This is a genomic window from Haloplanus litoreus (genome assembly GCF_045690335.1).
In the GTDB taxonomy this organism is placed as follows: Archaea; Halobacteriota; Halobacteria; order Halobacteriales; family Haloferacaceae; genus Haloplanus; species Haloplanus litoreus.
The window spans coordinates 586321-600602 of record NZ_CP147874.1; the positions used below are offsets into that span (position 1 = coordinate 586321).

The 14282-nt window shown below is 70.0% G+C and carries 15 protein-coding genes and 1 pseudogene; 6 read left to right on the plus strand and 10 right to left on the minus strand.

What is annotated here, in order from left to right; translation table 11 throughout:
- Positions 1-114: 114 nt before the first annotated feature.
- From V8686_RS03285 to V8686_RS03300, 4 genes are all read left to right on the plus strand, one after another.
- Positions 115-2382, plus strand: a complete 2268-nt coding sequence (locus V8686_RS03285; protein ID WP_379702530.1) for an ATP-dependent DNA helicase — start codon at positions 115-117, stop codon at positions 2380-2382.
- Positions 2379-2984, plus strand: a complete 606-nt coding sequence (gene cgi121, locus V8686_RS03290; RefSeq protein WP_379702531.1) for a KEOPS complex subunit Cgi121 — start codon at positions 2379-2381, stop codon at positions 2982-2984. Before V8686_RS03285 ends, cgi121 begins: the two co-directional genes overlap by 4 nt.
- 56 nt (positions 2985-3040) lie before the next feature.
- On the plus strand, positions 3041-4756 hold the full coding sequence (locus V8686_RS03295; RefSeq protein WP_379702532.1) for a formate--tetrahydrofolate ligase: 1716 nt from the start codon (positions 3041-3043) through the stop codon (positions 4754-4756).
- 214 nt (positions 4757-4970) lie between these two features.
- Positions 4971-5303 carry a hypothetical protein gene (locus V8686_RS03300; RefSeq protein WP_379702533.1) on the plus strand — a complete coding sequence of 111 codons (333 nt, stop codon included), beginning with the start codon at positions 4971-4973 and terminating at the stop codon, positions 5301-5303.
- Positions 5304-5307: 4 nt separating this feature from the next.
- On the opposite strand, the gene V8686_RS03305 is transcribed toward V8686_RS03300, so the two are convergent.
- Positions 5308-5664 (minus strand): hypothetical protein, encoded by a 357-nt coding sequence (locus V8686_RS03305; RefSeq protein ID WP_379702534.1) that lies wholly within the window; start codon positions 5662-5664, stop codon positions 5308-5310.
- 79 nt (positions 5665-5743) lie between these two features.
- Between V8686_RS03305 and V8686_RS03310 the strand changes: the two genes are divergently transcribed.
- Positions 5744-6421, plus strand: a complete 678-nt coding sequence (locus V8686_RS03310; protein WP_379702535.1) for a precorrin-2 dehydrogenase/sirohydrochlorin ferrochelatase family protein — start codon at positions 5744-5746, stop codon at positions 6419-6421.
- Here the strand turns inward: V8686_RS03310 and V8686_RS03315 are convergent, their stop codons facing one another.
- The 8 genes and pseudogenes from V8686_RS03315 to V8686_RS03350 form a co-directional block, all read right to left on the minus strand.
- On the minus strand, positions 6422-6757 hold the full coding sequence (locus tag V8686_RS03315) for a ferredoxin (RefSeq protein WP_379702536.1): 336 nt from the start codon (positions 6755-6757) through the stop codon (positions 6422-6424). It lies immediately after the preceding gene.
- Positions 6754-7818 carry an anthranilate phosphoribosyltransferase gene (locus V8686_RS03320; RefSeq protein ID WP_379702537.1) on the minus strand — a complete coding sequence of 355 codons (1065 nt, stop codon included), beginning with the start codon at positions 7816-7818 and terminating at the stop codon, positions 6754-6756. Before V8686_RS03320 ends, V8686_RS03315 begins: the two co-directional genes overlap by 4 nt.
- Positions 7811-8650 carry a uroporphyrinogen-III C-methyltransferase gene (gene cobA / locus V8686_RS03325; protein WP_379702538.1) on the minus strand — a complete coding sequence of 280 codons (840 nt, stop codon included), beginning with the start codon at positions 8648-8650 and terminating at the stop codon, positions 7811-7813. The genes V8686_RS03320 and cobA overlap by 8 nt, the downstream gene beginning before the upstream one ends.
- Positions 8647-9339 (minus strand): DR2241 family protein, encoded by a 693-nt coding sequence (locus tag V8686_RS03330; RefSeq protein ID WP_379706451.1) that lies wholly within the window; start codon positions 9337-9339, stop codon positions 8647-8649. The genes cobA and V8686_RS03330 overlap by 4 nt, the downstream gene beginning before the upstream one ends.
- Positions 9340-9366: 27 nt before the next feature.
- Positions 9367-10170: pseudogene (locus V8686_RS03335) on the minus strand (CbiX/SirB N-terminal domain-containing protein); the annotation flags it as partial.
- Positions 10167-10448, minus strand: coding sequence for a DUF6360 family protein (locus tag V8686_RS03340; RefSeq protein ID WP_379702539.1), 282 nt, complete (start codon positions 10446-10448; stop codon positions 10167-10169). The gene V8686_RS03340 and the pseudogene V8686_RS03335, both read right to left, overlap by 4 nt.
- Position 10449: 1 nt before the next feature.
- Positions 10450-12225: a nitrite/sulfite reductase gene (locus V8686_RS03345; RefSeq protein ID WP_379702540.1), complete on the minus strand. Its 1776-nt coding sequence runs from the start codon at positions 12223-12225 to the stop codon at positions 10450-10452.
- 111 nt (positions 12226-12336) lie between these two features.
- The gene (locus tag V8686_RS03350; RefSeq protein WP_379702541.1) at positions 12337-12672 is read right to left on the minus strand and encodes a hypothetical protein; all 336 of its coding nucleotides are present in this window, start codon (positions 12670-12672) and stop codon (positions 12337-12339) included.
- 226 nt (positions 12673-12898) lie between these two features.
- On the opposite strand from V8686_RS03350, the gene V8686_RS03355 reads away from it, so the two are divergent.
- Positions 12899-13063, plus strand: a complete 165-nt coding sequence (locus tag V8686_RS03355; RefSeq protein ID WP_379702542.1) for a hypothetical protein — start codon at positions 12899-12901, stop codon at positions 13061-13063.
- 70 nt (positions 13064-13133) lie between these two features.
- Here the strand turns inward: V8686_RS03355 and V8686_RS03360 are convergent, their stop codons facing one another.
- Positions 13134-14252, minus strand: coding sequence for a glycosyltransferase (locus V8686_RS03360; protein ID WP_379702543.1), 1119 nt, complete (start codon positions 14250-14252; stop codon positions 13134-13136).
- Positions 14253-14282 lie beyond the last annotated feature (30 nt).

Consider the following 14282-nt stretch of genomic DNA (forward strand, 5'->3'; position numbering starts at 1 on the left):
CCGTTGGTAGCTTCTGACGGGGTCTGCGCCGTGAAACACGATGGCACATCCAGACGCGTACTCGATGCCGACCCGAAAGCGTAAACGCGGGGCCGCGCCAAGGGTCACCGACCGATGAACCCAACGGACGTTCCCGGCCTCCCGCCGGGCGTCCCCGAGTTCCTCGTCGACTCGGGGATCGAGGCGCTCTATCCGCCACAGGCCGCGGCCGTCGACGCCGGCGTCACCGAGGGCGACAGCCTCGTCGCCAGCGTCCCGACGGCGAGCGGGAAGACCCTCGTGGCGGAACTCGCCATGCTGTCGAGCGTCCACCGGGGCGGAACGGCGCTCTACGTCGTCCCCCTCCGAGCGCTCGCCAGCGAGAAGAAAGCCGAGTTCGAGCGCTGGGCGGACTTCGACGTCGAGGTTGGCATCTCGACGGGCAACTACGAGTCGAGCGAGGAGTGGCTCTCCTCCCGGGACATCGTCGTCGCCACGAGCGAGAAGGTGGACTCGCTGGTGCGCAACGGCGCCCCCTGGATCGACGACCTCACCTGCGTCGTCGCCGACGAGGTCCACCTCGTCGACGACCCGAACCGGGGACCGACGCTGGAGGTGACGCTCGCGAAACTCCGCCGGATCAACCCCGACCTGCAGGTGGTCGCGCTCTCGGCCACCGTCGACAACGCCGACGAGGTGGCCGACTGGCTGGACGCCGAACTCGTCAAGTCCGACTGGCGGCCCGTCGACCTGCGGACTGGCGTCCACTACGGCGACGCCATCACCTTCGACGACGGCAGCCAGCGCGAGGTGCCCGTGGGCCGGGGCGAACGGCCGACGGCCGCCCTCGTCGACGACGCTCTCGACGACGGCGGATCGTCGCTCGTCTTCGTCAACTCCCGCCGGAACGCGGAGGCGGCGGCCCGCCGACAGGCCGACGTGACCGACCGACACCTCACCGACGACGAACGTGACGAACTCGCCGCCCTGGCCGACGAGGTGGCGAGCGTCTCGGAGACGGAGACGAGCGAGGACCTCGCAGCCGTCGTCGAGAAGGGCGCTGCCTTCCACCACGCCGGCCTCTCGGCCGAACACCGCTCGCTCGTCGAGGACGCGTTCCGTGACCGCCTGCTGAAGGCCATCTGTGCGACGCCGACGCTCGCGGCGGGGGTCAACACCCCCAGCCGGCGGGTGATCGTCCGCGACTGGCGGCGCTACGACGGCGAGTTCGGCGGCATGAAACCCCTCGACGTACTGGAAGTCCACCAGATGTTCGGCCGCGCGGGCCGGCCCGGACTCGACCCCTACGGCGAGGCCGTGCTGCTGGCGAAGGATCACGACACGATGGACGAACTGTTCGACCGGTACGTCCACGCGGACCCGGAGCCGGTCGGGTCGAAACTCGCGCGGGAACCGGCGATGCGGACACACCTGCTGGCGACGGTTGCCTCCGGCTTCGCCCGGACGCGGGAGGGCCTGCTCGACTTCCTAGATCGGACGCTGTACGCGGCCCAATCCGAGGAGACGGCCCGATTGGAGTCGGTCGTCGACTCGGTGATCGAGTACCTCGTCGCCAACGACTTCGTGGAGCGGAACGGCGACGAAATCACCGCCACGAACCTCGGTCACACCGTCTCCCGGCTCTACCTCGATCCGATGAGCGCCGCCGAAATCGTCGACGGCCTGCGCGACGCCGACGACCCCACCCCGCTCGGACTCTACCACCTCGTCTGTCGGACACCCGATATGTACCAGCTCTACCTGAAGTCGGGGGACCGGGAGACTTACACCGAACTGTGCTACGAGCGCGAGACGGAACTGCTCGGACGCGTTCCCTCGGAGTTCGAGGACGTGCGCTTCGAGGAGTGGCTGTCCGCGCTCAAGACGGCGAAGTTGCTCGAGGACTGGGCGAGCGAGGTTGACGAGGACCGCATCACCGAGCGCTACGGCGTCGGCCCGGGCGACCTGCGCGGGAAGGTCGACACCGCGGAGTGGCTCCTCGGCGCGGCCGAACGCCTCGCGGTCGAACTCGAACTCGACTCGGTCGTCGCGGTTCGCGAGGCCAAAAAGCGTGTCGAGGACGGCGTGCGCGAGGAACTCCTCGATCTGACCGGCGTCCGGAGCGTGGGTCGCAAACGCGCTCGGCGGCTCTTCGAGGCGGGAGTCGAGTCGCGGTCCGACCTCCGCGAGGCGGAGAAGTCGGTCGTGCTGGGGGCGCTCCGTGGCCGCGAGCGGACGGCCGAGCGCATCTTGGAGAACGCCGGACGTCAGGACCCCTCGATGGACGACGTGAGCGCCGCCGAGACGGCCGTCGACGACGGCGACGACGGGGGCAAGGGCGAAACGGGCCGTTCGGGCGGTGCGGGCGCCGACCAGCAGGCCAGCCTGGGTGATTTCGAGTGATCGTGATCGAGGGGGTCGCGGAGGTTACCGACCTCGACACCGTTCTGGCGACCCTCGACGCCGTCGCCGACGAGTACGGCGTCACCGTGCAAGCGTTCGACGCGCGCTATCTGGTCGGGCGGCGCCACCTGGAGCGAGCGGTCGAACTCGCCGACCGCGCGTTCGACCGGGGGGAGAACGTCGCCCGGGAGCGGAGCGTCGAGATCCTCCTGTACGCGGCGGGTCGCCGACAGATCGACGACGCCCTGGAGATGGGTGTGCGCGAAGGGCGGACGCCGGTGGCGGTGGCGGTGGTGGTCGACGGCGAGGAGCCACGCTCCTCGGACGGCGAGGCACCCCCGACGCCCCGGGCAGAGAGGGACGACGTCCCTCAGGAAACCGGACACAGTTCGGTGACGACCGACGCCGTCGAGAGCGAGGCGGCCGCGGCCGACGCCCTGCACGACCGCCTCGTCCTCGACCCCGCGGCGACGCTGTCGTCGCTCGACGCCGAGCGAGTGCGGGCCTTCTTCGACGTGACGGCCGCGGAACTGGACGCGGTGGACGGCGATCTGACCGATCTGGTTTGCGAGCGCGTGGCGTTGCTCGACGTGGAAAAATAATGTGAAAATCGCCCCCGTCGCGGCTTACATATGGGGTGGTCGTGTAGCGGACTAGGATGACTTCGGACGACACCGACGGCGACGAGGCACTGACCGACATGGAAATCGCGCGCGCGGCGGAGACACGTCCCATCGCGGACGTCGCGGATGATCTGGGACTTGATCGTGACGACCTCGATCCGCAGGGCAACGGTATCGCGAAGATCGAACAGGACGCGATCCAGCGCACGCTCGACGACGCCGACGAGGGGAACCTCATCCTCGTGACCGGGACGACGGCGACACCCAAGGGAGCGGGCAAGACGGTGACGACGGTCGGTCTCGGACAGGGACTGAACCACATCGGCGAGAACGGCGTCGTCGCGGTGCGCGAACCGTCGCTCGGTCCGGTCTTCGGTATCAAGGGCGGTGCCGCGGGCGGTGGCTACTCGCAGGTGCTGCCGATGGAGGACATCAACCTCCACTTCACCGGCGACCTCCACGCGCTGACGACGGCACACAACCTCGTGTCGGCGACTCTCGACACCAAACTCCACTACGGCAACGACCTCGACGTGGACGTCGACGAAGTGAGTTGGAAGCGTGCGCTGGACATGAACGACCGCGCGCTGCGGGAGACTGTCGTCGGCCTCGGCGGGTCGACCAACGGGCCACCCCGCGAGGAGGGGTTCCAGATCACGGCCGCCTCCGAGGTGATGGCGGTGCTCTGTCTGGCCGACTCGCTGTCGGACCTGAAAGAGCGCCTCGCGCGGACCATCGTCGCTTACGACTCGACGGGTGATCCCGTCACCGTCGCCGACCTGGGTATCGAGGGGGCGATGGCCATGCTCCTGAAGGACGCCCTGCGGCCGAACCTCGTCCAGACCATCGAGGGGACGCCCGCCTTCGTCCACGGGGGGCCCTTCGCCAACATCGCCCACGGGACGAACTCGCTCGTGGCGGACAAACTCGGCCTCGCCCTCGGCGACTACCTCGTTACCGAGGCGGGCTTCGCCGCCGACCTCGGCTTCGAGAAGTTCGGCAACATCGTCTCGCGACGCGGCGTCGCCCCCGACGCGGCCGTCCTGACGACCGCCGTCCGGTCGATGAAGTACCACGGAAAGGATATGTGGCCGGTCGACTACGACGAGCTGGAGGAGCCGGACGCGGACGCGGTGCGGGCGGGCATGTCGAACCTCGATCACCACGCCGGGATCATCGAGCAGTTCGGCGTCCCCTTCGTCGTCGCGATCAACCGCTTCCCGACGGACACCGACGAGGAGATTGAGGCGATCATCGACCACTGCGAACGGGAGGGCTACCCCGTCGTCGTCTCGAACGCCTTCGCCGACGGCGGCGAGGGTGCCGCGGAACTGGCCGAGACGGCAACGGACCTCGCGGACAGCGACCGGGGTAACTTCGAACCCCTGTACGACCTCGAGGACGGTCTGAAAGAGAAGATTCGGACGGTTGCCACGGAAGTGTACGGCGCCGCCGACGTCCACTTCACCGAGGACGCACTCGACGACCTGGAGCGTCTCGACGAACAGGGCTACGGCGACATGCCCGTCTGCCTCTCGAAGACGCAGCACTCGACCACCGACGATCCGACCCGGAAAGGGGCCCCGGCACTCGACTGGACGCTCACAGTGCGTGAGTGTTATCCCGACGCTGGCGCGGGCTTCGTCGTCGTCCTCACGGGCGACGTGCTCACGATGCCGGGGCTGCCCGCCGAACCCGCCGCCGAGGGGATGGACGTGGACGCGGACGGCAACATCAGCGGCCTGTTCTAGAGAATCGCACCACGTTCCCGCTCGAAGGAAAAAGATTACCTCAGTCCGCCCCCAGTACTATCACGTCCACCGGAGAGAAGAGGCACCCCACGCGCCGGTCGTTCGATCGACGTGCCGGTGGACAACCGATCGCCGAACTGATCGTGACGTCCCCCCCGTCGCGATCACTCCCCCTTTCGGATCGTTCAAGAGCGTCGGCCACGTACGCCGGGGCGTGTCAGACCGGATCGACGACGCACCGACCGTCTCCTGTGAGCGGTGTGGGCGGGAGTGGGACCTGTCCTACGAACTCGACGAACTGATGGCGGGGAACCGCGCAGTCGAGCAGTTCGCACTCGACCACGAACGCCACACCGGCCACTACCCCGACGGGGTGTCGACGTGGCGGGCCACCTGCCGGCACTGCCCCGGCGGTGTGGAACGACTGTCGGAGTCGGCCGCGCGTCGCTGGGCGCGGACCCACGCTCGTCACACACGCCACGACGTGACGCTCCGGCACGCGGAGACGGCGGAGGAGACGCTGATCGAGGGCACGGACGACGAGTGAGCCGTCACCGCGGGTCGCTCTCCCAGCGGTACGGACACGCCCCGCAGTCGGCGAACTCGGTGTCACGGCGCGTCTCGGGGAAGAACGCGACGTCGCCGATGCGCGACTCGCAGTCCGGACAGACCGCGCAGTCGGGGACGAGGACGCCCTTGAACACCGTATCGCAGTCCGAGCACTCGACCTGCGTATCGGGACCGACGCCCTCGATGGTCGCACCGCATTCGGCGCAGGTGTATCTGCGGCGCGGACCGTCGCCGCCGTACTCGGTCGCCGGATCGGCCCAGTCGAGGTCGGCGTCGCCCCCGTCGCCACCGTCGTCGCCGTCGGCCAGTCCGAGCCACCCCAGTACCCGTCCGAGCATGGAGTGGGATACGGGTTCGACGACAAAACGGTTCGGGCGTCGGGGGACGACTTTTCACCGCCGGCCGCGAGGAGCCACCGTGATTCCGCTGATCCACGACTTCGACGGCGAAGTGGTCCTGGTGTTCGGCGGCGGTGCCGTCGGCGCCCGGAAAGCCCGCCGGTTCGGCCACGAGGCGCGGGTGCTCGTCGTCAGTCCCACGTTCGCGGACGCCGACTTCGACGGGAGCGAGCTGGTCCGGGCGGCGCCCGCACCCGACGACGTGCCGTCGTGGCTCGCGGCCGCCGACCCGGCGCTTGTCGTCGCCGCGACGGACGACGAAACGCTCAACGCCGCCATCGAGCGTCACGCCCACGAAGCGGGCGTCCTGGTCAACCGCGCCGACCGAGCCGGCGACCGGGACCGGGGAAGCGTCGTCGTCCCCGCCACCGTCGAGGACGGCCCCGTCGGCGTCGCCGTCACGACGGGCGGAACGAGTCCGGCCGTGAGCCGGCACCTGCGTCGAGAACTGGAGCCGGTGATCGGAGGTGCGGGGCTGGTGGCAACCGTCGTGAGCGAGCTCCGAGGTGAGCTCAAGGAGCGGGAACCAGAGGCGGACACTCGCCGCGAGGCTGTCCGCACCGTCGCGGCGAACCCGGACGTGTGGGCGGCCGCTCGCGCCGGCGACGAGGAGCGCGTCCGCGAGGTGGCTGAACGGGTGGTCGCGGCGGCGCTCGACGGCGGCTGGTCGTGGAACGGCGAGAAGCGGAAGCGGTGACTACCAGTCGACGCTCAGCGAGCCGTCGCCCTCGGGGTCGGGCGCGAGCTCCTCGTCGGTGCGGCGGTCGATCACGTGGATGACCCCGCGCCCCTTCTTCGCCGGGCAGACCTCCGCGGCGCGGACGTTGTGCGCGAGGTCAGCCTCGTCGACGTAGTAGGTCTTCGGGCGTGCGAGCCCGGTGTCGAGGTCGAGATCCCAGTTCGAAGACACCTCGGCACACCGCCCCGTGCCGATGCACTTGTTGGCCTCGAAGATGATCTTGTACGGCTTCTCGGCGACCGGCGGCGCGTCGGCGTCGCCGACGTCGCTCGGCCGAATCGCGTCGTCGCTCATCCCCACTCCTGCAGGTCGTCCAGCACCGCCGCGGCGGACCCGTCGTCGATGGCGGCGCGGGCGGCGTCGAGGCCGTCGTCGATCGAGTCGGCGTCGTCGCCGGCGTAGATCCGGACGGCGGCGTTCAGCGCGACGGCGTCGCGCCAGTGGTCGGTGCGGTCGCCGGCGATCACGTCACGGGTGAGACGGGCGCTGTCGGCCGCCACGTCGTCGACGGCGAGGTCCGCCGTCTCGAAATCCATACCGTACTCGGCGGTCTCGATCTCGTAGTCGTCGAACGTGCCGTCCGCCCGCCAGTCCGCGACTTTCGTGTAGCCGGGACGGATGTCGTCGTACCCCTCCATCCCCTGGAACATGACGACGCGGTCCGGGTCGTGGAACGTGCTCTCCTGGAACGTCTCGACCACCTTCTTCGCGAAGGCGAGGTGGTAGAAGGAGCCGAGGTGGACGCTCGCGCCGGCGGGATTGGCGAGCGTCTCGACGGTGTTGACGAAAGTGCGCACGCCCATCCGGTCGCGGCGGTCGAACAGGGCGTCGACGGCGGGGTTGAACGTCGGCTGGTAGTAGAAACCGAAGCCGACGTCGTCGACCATGGCCGCGGAGTCCGCGGGCGTGAGTTCGGTCGCCACGCCGAGTTCGCCGAGGACGTGCTTGTACGCGTCCTGTTTCTGCGTGGGGACGCGGTCGCCGGAGTGGACGACCACGGGCGTCCCGGAAGCGGCGGCGACGACGCCGGCGGCGACGCCGAGGATGGCGGACCGCCCCTTGCCGTCGTAGTTGGCGCCGCAGTCGACGGGGTCGGCGTCGGGGGTCGCGTACTCGACGCGGTCGCACATCTCGTCGGTGAACGCGGCGAGTTCGGTGGCGGTGTTGTGCTTCCAGCGGTTGGCGAGCCAAAAGGCGCCGAGCGTCGTCGGATGGGGGTCGCCGTCGAGGATTCGGCGCATGGCCTCGCCGGCCTGTCGGCGGGTCATGTCCTCGGCGGATTTGGTGCCGGAGCCGACGACGTCGGTCAGCAACCGCTTCAGCGGCCAGTCGCCGAACGCGTCGGCGTCAGTCACTGTCGGTCACCTCCACGATGCCCTCGGGCGCCGACGCGACGGGGGCGTCGGCCAGGGCGTCGCTGCCGCCGAGGCAGTGAGCGACCGTCTCGCGGACGCCGACGACGTCGCCGACGACGGTCACGGCGGGTGGTTCGACGGCCGCCTCGTCGGCTCGGGAGACGATGGTGTCGAGCGTCCCCATCACGACCCGTTCGTCGGGGAGCGTGGCGCGTTCGACCATCGCGACGGGCGTGTCGGCGCCGACGGCGCCCTCGCGGAGTGCGGCGACGTTGTCGGGCAGGCGGCCCACGCCCATCAGGATCACCAGCGTCCCGCCGGCGGCGACGAGACGCGACAGAGCATCCCAATCGAGGGCGCTGTCGGCCTTGCTCGGGTCCTCGTGTCCCGTAACCATCGCGAGCGTCGAGGCGTGGTCGCGGTGTGTCGCCGGGATGCCGGCGACGCCCGGCGCGGCGATGGCGCTCGTGATACCCGGCACCACCTCGAAGGCGACGCCGTGACGCGAGAGGTGTTCGGCCTCCTCACCGCCGCGGGCGAAGATGGTCGGATCGCCGCCCTTCAGCCGGACCACGTCGTGGCCGGCCGTCGCCTCGCGGACGAGGCGGTCGTTGATCTCGGCCTGCGGCGTGCGCTCGCCGTCGGCGCGCTTGCCGACGTGCTCGACCCGCGCCGGGTCGGGAATCGATTCGATCACGCCGTCGCCCACGAGCGAGTCGTGGAGGACGACGTCGGCCTCGTCGAGCAGGCGCCGGGCTTTCACCGTCATGAGTTCGGGATCACCCGGGCCGGCGCCGACGAGATACACCGTTCCGGTCGTCGTAGTGTTCATCGGTGAGTAGGTGGAGTGCCGCGTGCCCGCCGGTAGCGGACCCGGTAACGGTTGGCCGGATCGGTCAGGTCACCCGGCGGCACGTCGGCGGCTGGCTGTTCTGGTGGCTGTTCGTCCGGCGGTTCGTCGACCAGCACCTCGCGGGCCGCGGCGACGAGGAACGAACACGGCTCGCGGCAGGGGAGTGTCCCCTCGCCCCGGTCGACTGGCAGGGTGTCGTCGCCCGTCTCGTCCCACTCGCGTCGCTTGGCACAGTTGCCACAGACGGCCCCGGTCACGTCGATCAGTTCCTCGCGGGAGAGGGTCGAGATGCGCTCGTAGATGCCCGTCTGTCTGGCGGCCACCTCGCGGTAGGGGACCGAGGAAGCGTCGTCGGCCCACTCCTCGACTGCGGCGGGATACACCGCGGCGACGGCGCGCAGGAGCGCCCGGTCGTCCAGTCCGGCCACCACCCACCCCGTCGGGAGCGAGCGCTCGCCGGCGAAGGGGCGATAGCGGCCGTCGTCGTCGCGACGGACGAACCCGCGGGCTGTAGCGGGGTCGCGGTCGTCGAGGGTCGTCCGTCGACTCCCGCGGTCGGCGCGGTGGCGAAGTTCGTAGCCTCCCTCGCCGTCGACGGCGACGAGGAGGTCGCCCCACTCGCGGGCCCGCCGGTCGCCGTCCGCGGGCGCCGCGTCGAGCCACGACAGGAAGTCGTCGGCCGCGTCGGGACGGACGGGCGTCTCGCGTCCGGCGTCCCGGTTCACGTCGGCGCCGGCGTCGGCCGCGCGTTCGAGGAGCACCTCGGGCATGAGCGGGTCGGTGCCCACCGCCGAGGTGTACCAGATGCGACGCCCCTCGACCGTTCCGGGGACGGGGTAGCCGGCACGGGGGTCGTCGGTGATGCCGAGGAGTTCCGGAATCTCGTCCTGGGTGTGGAACCCGTCGGCGATGAACAGCGGAACGACCGCGACGTCGGCGGCGTCGAATCGGTCGAGGACGTCGTCGACGTACGGCGCCTCGTCCATGAACAGGGCGCCGACCTCCGCGAACGCGGTGGTCTCGCGGAGAGCCTCGACGTGGTCGTAGATGGCGTCGGCGCTGTTGGGGTTGCGCTCGGTGCCGTGACCGATCACCGCGAGCGCCGTCTCGGCCTCGGCGACGTCGTCGTCGAGGTAGCGACGGGCGCGTTCGGCGACCACCTCGGTCATGGCGGGGTGAGTGCCGACGGGGTCGGTGTAGACGACGTCGGGTTCGTGGTCGGTCCCCGTCACGTCGGCGACGCCGAGGCCGAACTCCCGGGGGAGCACCCGATCGACGAAGTAGCCCTGGCTCACGAACAGCGGGACGACGTAGGCCACGTCGGCGTCCACCGTCCGCACGGCCGCCCGGAAGGACGGCGACTCCTTCCAGAATGCCTCGCGCACCTGTTCGAAAGGGCCGCGCTCGCGGATGGCGTCCGCGTGGGCGTAGGTCGGCGTCGCGGAGTCGGGGTTCCGGTGGGAGCCGTGGGCCGCGACGATCAGCGCCTGGTCGGTCATCCCTGGGCCTCGTCGACGCGGTCCGCCGCCTGCCGGAGTTCGGCCGCGAGCGTTCGCGCCTCGTCGGCCGAGAGCGTCACGCGGTCGGCGTGGGGCGGCACCGAGTCGAGTTGGGTGTTGTCGAGTTCGAGTTCGAGCGAGACGTCCGCGGGCGCGTTGCGGGCCGTCCGCACGTTGAGCGTGGCGAAGGCCTCCTCCTCGAACCCGTGGCCCTCGACGCTCGCGTCGAGCAGGTCGAACGTCGTGAAGGCGTTGACCCTGAGCACGCGGTCGGCCATCTCAATCGTCCGACTGGAGCGGTTCCCCGCGGCCGTCCGTCGGCGCGGGCGAGGCGCTCATGTCGGTGTCCTCGGCGTACGGGTACCAGGTCATCTTCGTGTTCCCGAGGTAGGGGTCCTCGTAGCTCGTCTCCTCGGCGTCGGCGAGGGCGGCGAGTTCCTCCTCGTCCTTGTCGGCGACGAACTCGCGGAAGGACTCGGTGCCCGCGCGCTCCGTCTCGAAGGTGTCGAGCAGGTTGGCGATGTAGCCCGGCACCTCGTCGGCGGGGACGCGCATCGTCACCCAGTCGGCGAACTGCGGGTTCTCGCCGAGGCCGCCGCCCAGGCCCACGTCGAACGCCTCCACGGCGTCGCCGTCCTTGCGCGTCTTCATGCCGCGCAGGCTGATGTCGGCGATCTGTGGCTGAGCACACGAGGCGGTACAGCCCGAGAGGTGGATGTGGAAGTCCTCGACGCCCTCGGGAACGGGCACGTTGTCGCGGAGCCAGCGCCCGTACCGGACCATCCGGTTTTTGGTCTCGACGATGGACAGCGAGCAGTACTCCGTGCCCGTACACGCGATGGAGCCGCGCATGAACGGGTGGGGGTCCGGCGAGTGTTCCTCCAGCAGGTCCTCGGCGAGGAAGTCGTCCAGGTCCTCGTCGGCGACGTCGCCGACGATGACGTTCTGGCGCTGGGTCAGGCCGATCATCTCGGAGCCGTACGCCTCGGCCAGGTCGGCGAGTTCGATCACGTCGGCGGCGGCCATGCGGCCGACGAGGACGGACAGCCCGACGAAGTTCTGGCCGTCGGACTGGTCGTGGACGCCGATGTAGTCGCCGGGGGCGTCCGAACGGCCGGCGTTGTAGTCGTACTCGTCGCGAAGCCCCTCGCCGGCGGTCGGGAGTTCGTAGTCGACGTACTCCTCTTGGAGGACCGCGCGGACCTTCTCGGGGCCCCACTCGTCGACGAGAAACTTGAGACGGGCGTTGAAGCGGTCCTCGCGGTCACCGTAGTCGCGAAAGAGCGCGGAGAGGCCGGCGGCCACCTCGGCCGCGTTCTCGGGGCGGCAGAAGACGTCGATGTCGCGAGCGAACCGGGGTTCCTTGCGGGCGAGGCCACCGCCGACGTTGACGTTGAAGCCGACGACTTCCTCGCCCGCCATCTCCTTGACCGCGGGTTCGAAGGCCAGGTCGTTGATGTCGCCCTGACCGGCGCCGCGTCGGTCGCCGGTCACGGCCACCTTCCACTTCCGGGGCAGGTTGGAGTAGAGGTCGTTGCCCTTGAACCGCTCGTGGAGGTCCTGGACGATGGGCCAGACGTCGACGAGTTCCTCGGCGTCGCGGCCGGCGACGGGGGAGCCGACGATGTTGCGCCAGGAGTCACCGCAGGCCTGAATCGTCGACAGCCCCACGGCTTCGAGTTCGTCCCAGATGTCGACGATGTCCTCGACTTTGATCCAGTGAAGCTGGATCGACTGTCGTGTCGTGAAGTCGGCGTAGGCCTCGCCGAACTCGGGGTTGTCGACCGGACCGGTGGCGTACTCCCGGGCCACCTCACCGACGGTCCGGAGCTGTTCGGGCGTCATCCGGCCCATCGGCGTCCCGATGCGCATCATGAAGTAGCTCTCCTGCCCTTTCCGCTGGTGGTACAGCCCCCACCATTTGAACCGCTCGAACCACGCGTCGTGTTCGTCCTCCGGGATGGCATCCCAGCCCTCCTCCGCAAATCTGAGGAGATGCTCCCGGATCTCCACCCCGTAGGTTTCGTCTTTCCAGCGCTCGACCTTGGTCGGCATGCAGGGCTAGAGTGGACGCGACCATATACGGTCGGGCACGTCGTCAACCTTCCCCGGCTCTCCGGGGAGTGAGAAAGAATTGCCGCTATATGCGAGCTGGGCGGGCGCGGCTCAGGGGGGCGTCGCCAGTCGGCGGCGGCGGCCGGGGACGTGGACGCTCGCGGGGACGACGGGACGGAATTCGGCCGTCTCGGCGTCGACGTGGCCGAGGGTGAGCCAGTCGGTGACCCCGCTCGACCCACACTGGATGCACTGGCCGGCGACGCGTGCCTCCACGGCAGCGCCGTCGGCACCCACCTCCACGAACCCCTCGGCGAGGAAGTCCGCGAGCCGACACGGGCAGAAGTCGTGGCGAGCGAGCCGCCAGAGGTCGCTGACGTTCACCTCGCGGGAGTCGTTGACGCTGACCCAGGCCCCGTCGTCGAGCTGGTGCACCGCTGTCGTCATGGTGCCCGCTTGGCCCCCGAGGGCGGTAAGGCCGTCGGCGTCAGCGACGATTGCCGGTCGTCACGCGCGAAATTCGGGAGAGGTTGCGTGAAATCGCCCGACTGCGGCGCGATGACCGCCCGAACACCCGTCGTGGGTACCGGAAAAGAACGCCTCCAGGCGGGAGAACGGGTAGCGATTACGCCCGAGCACGCCCTTATGAGGACGTGAGGCCTACGAACTCTCGATGACCGAGCAAAGCGAGGCTGTGATGGAATCGGCGGACGTCGACGCCGAACGAGACGACGACGCCGAGAAGCGAAATCACCTCTCCGACGTCGAGGCCGGAGCGGGCTGTACGGAAATCTGGGAACATCTGAGCGAGACCCGCGACGGCGCGGAGCGGAACTGATTCGCGACGACCACTTCTTCTCTTCACACGTCGATGCCCGACGCGGGAGCCATCGGTGTGTCGGCCGGCGTCACGCCGGGGCGTCCAACACCGACGCGACGTGTCCCCGGATGGCGTCGTGAAACCGGTCGCTCGTGTACCGGTCACGCGGGAGCGACGGCCGGGCGCCCCCCTCGACGGCCGCGGCGACGGTCGAAACGGCCTCGGTGGTCGAGTCGAACAGACGATCACTGCGGTTCGCTAGCACTTCCCGCTGGCCGCCCGCGTCCGGGGCGAACGCCACCATACCCGCCGCGACGTACTCCGCGACGGCCATGCCGAAGTGTTCCTCGGGTTTGCAGTTGAGCCCGTAGCGGTGGGTTTCGAGCAGCGTCTCGATCCGCGAGTGGGGCGCGTCGCGGTCGAGGTGGACGTACGGCCGGTCGGCCGCCGCCGCGGCCACCCGCCGCGCGTAGTCGGCGTAGATGGACGACGACGAGCCGACCAGGTGCAGGTGCAGGTCGTGTCCCCGGGCGCGAACGCCGTCGACGATTCGGATCGCCCGCAGCGGTCGCTTATCCGGCGCCAGCCGACCGACGACGACGACGCCGTCCTCGCGCTCCGCCCACGGCCGCGGGTTCGGCGGCGGATCGACCGGCGGGTGCGACACCGTCGGCCGCCGGCCGTAGGCCGCCTCGACGGCGTCGGCCGTCCACGCCGAGTTGGCGAGGAGGCGGGTGTCGGACGGGAGACGTCCGTCGCCGAGGCCGGCCAGCCGACTCCACAGCGGGTCGAACCACCCGGACGACGCGGCCGGGACCGACCGCCGGTTGAACTGCGGAAAGTGGACGTACTGGACCGACGGGAGCGACAGGGAGAACTCGTTGGCGGTGCTGACGGCGGCGTCGAAGCGGTCCGCGTGCCGGGCGAAGGCCCGGTCGAGCAGGACGCTCCGGGGGGCGAGTTGCGGGCCGAGACGGTCGGGGAGGGCGTCGAACGTCCGACAGACGAGGTCGGTTCCCGGCGGCCGGTGGACCGGAACCCGCGCATCGGTGTCGAACAGACGGTTCAGGTCGGTGAGCGACGACCGTGAGAGGGTAAACAGCGTCACGTCGTGGACGGACTGGAGCGCCTCGCAGACGTGCAGGCAGACGGCGTCGGCGCCGCCGCGCCCGTCGAGCGTGTTGTGGAGGACCGCCACCCGCGCCATGCCGGTCCTGCGGCGCGGACCGTCTTAAGT